Source organism: Stenotrophomonas sp. PFBMAA-4 (assembly GCF_030053215.1).
In the GTDB taxonomy this organism is placed as follows: Bacteria; Pseudomonadota; Gammaproteobacteria; order Xanthomonadales; family Xanthomonadaceae; genus Stenotrophomonas.
The window spans coordinates 1-1255 of record NZ_JASGBW010000071.1; the positions used below are offsets into that span (position 1 = coordinate 1).

Here is a 1255-nt window from a genome sequence, read left to right on the forward strand (position 1 = left end):
TGATCTGGCTCCCCGTCAGCGGACGCCAAGAAGCGATACTTTGATCGCACTTGGAGGTTCCCTATGTCCCGTATTACCCGCCGTAGCTATACCGATGAGTTCAAGCACCAGGCCGTGGAGCTGGCCGAATCGCTTGGCCCAGCCGCAGCGGCCCGTCAGTTGGAAATGTCGGTCAAGACGCTGGCAAATTGGATTGACGCGGTCCGTGCTGGGCGCTCGTTGACGTCTGAGGCTCGCAGGCCAGCCACCGACCTGGAAAGCGAGATCAGCCGCCTTCGGGCCGAGAACGCCAATCTGAAGATGGAGCGGGAAATCCTAAAAAAAGCGGCGGCGTTCTTTGCCAAAGAGTCCAAGTGAGGTACGCCTTCGTCGCCCGTCATAGGACTCGTTACCCGACCCGGGTGCTGTGTCGTGTTCTCGGCGTATCGGTCTCTGGTTTCCATGATTACCTGCACCGACAGTCCGCCCGAACCGATGATGCCGACGCCGTTCTTCGTGCAGAGCTCCGAGCCATCCATGCGGCCAGCAATCGCAATTACGGCCGGCATCGGCTGGTCAGGGCCCTGCGCGCCCGAAATCACCCTGTCGGCCACAAGCGGGTGGCACGGTTGATGGCCGAGGAGCGCATCCAGGGCAAGATCAAGGGACGCTTCCGGCGCAAAACCTCTGCCGCAGGTTCGGCCCAGCTCGCCCCGAACCTACTGGATCGGCAATTCACTCCCGGTACGGGTCCGTCGGCGTGGGTCGGCGATATCACCTATGTGGCTACCCGTCAGGGCTGGCTGCATCTGGCCGTGGTCATCAGCGTCCAGACCCGGCAGGTGCTGGGCTACAGCGTCTCCGAACGCATGACCGAGGACGTAGTACTGAAAGCCTTTGCCAATGCCTGGGCTCTTCATCCCCAGCCGCCCGGCCTGATCTTCCATTCGGATCGAGGCGGGCAGTACTGGGGCAACGAGTATCGCCAGCTCCTGGAGTCCTGCAAGGTGGTCCAAAGCATGAGCCGCCCGGGTAACTGCTGGGATAACGCGGTGGCCGAGAGCTTTTTTGCCACGCTCAAGGCAGAAGAGGCGGCTGATCCATACGTGAGCCGGGAGCAGGCCAGCCAGTCCATTGCGGCCTACATCCACGGTTTCTACAATCCCGCCCGGCTACACTCGGCGCTGGGCTATCAGTCGCCCAACACCTATGCCAGGCAGCTCAAGGCTGCCGCCTGAAACGGCTTCATGGCGTCCGTTTTCAGGGAGCCAGATCA

General features: G+C 61.8%; 2 protein-coding genes. Both read left to right on the forward strand.

Annotated elements, in window-relative coordinates:
* Positions 1-63: 63 nt before the first annotated feature.
* On the forward strand, positions 64-357 hold the full coding sequence (locus QMZ26_RS21185) for a transposase (protein WP_283222590.1): 294 nt from the start codon (positions 64-66) through the stop codon (positions 355-357).
* Positions 354-1217 carry an IS3 family transposase gene (locus QMZ26_RS21190; protein WP_283222591.1) on the forward strand — a complete coding sequence of 288 codons (864 nt, stop codon included), beginning with the start codon at positions 354-356 and terminating at the stop codon, positions 1215-1217. The genes QMZ26_RS21185 and QMZ26_RS21190 overlap by 4 nt, the downstream gene beginning before the upstream one ends.
* Positions 1218-1255 lie beyond the last annotated feature (38 nt).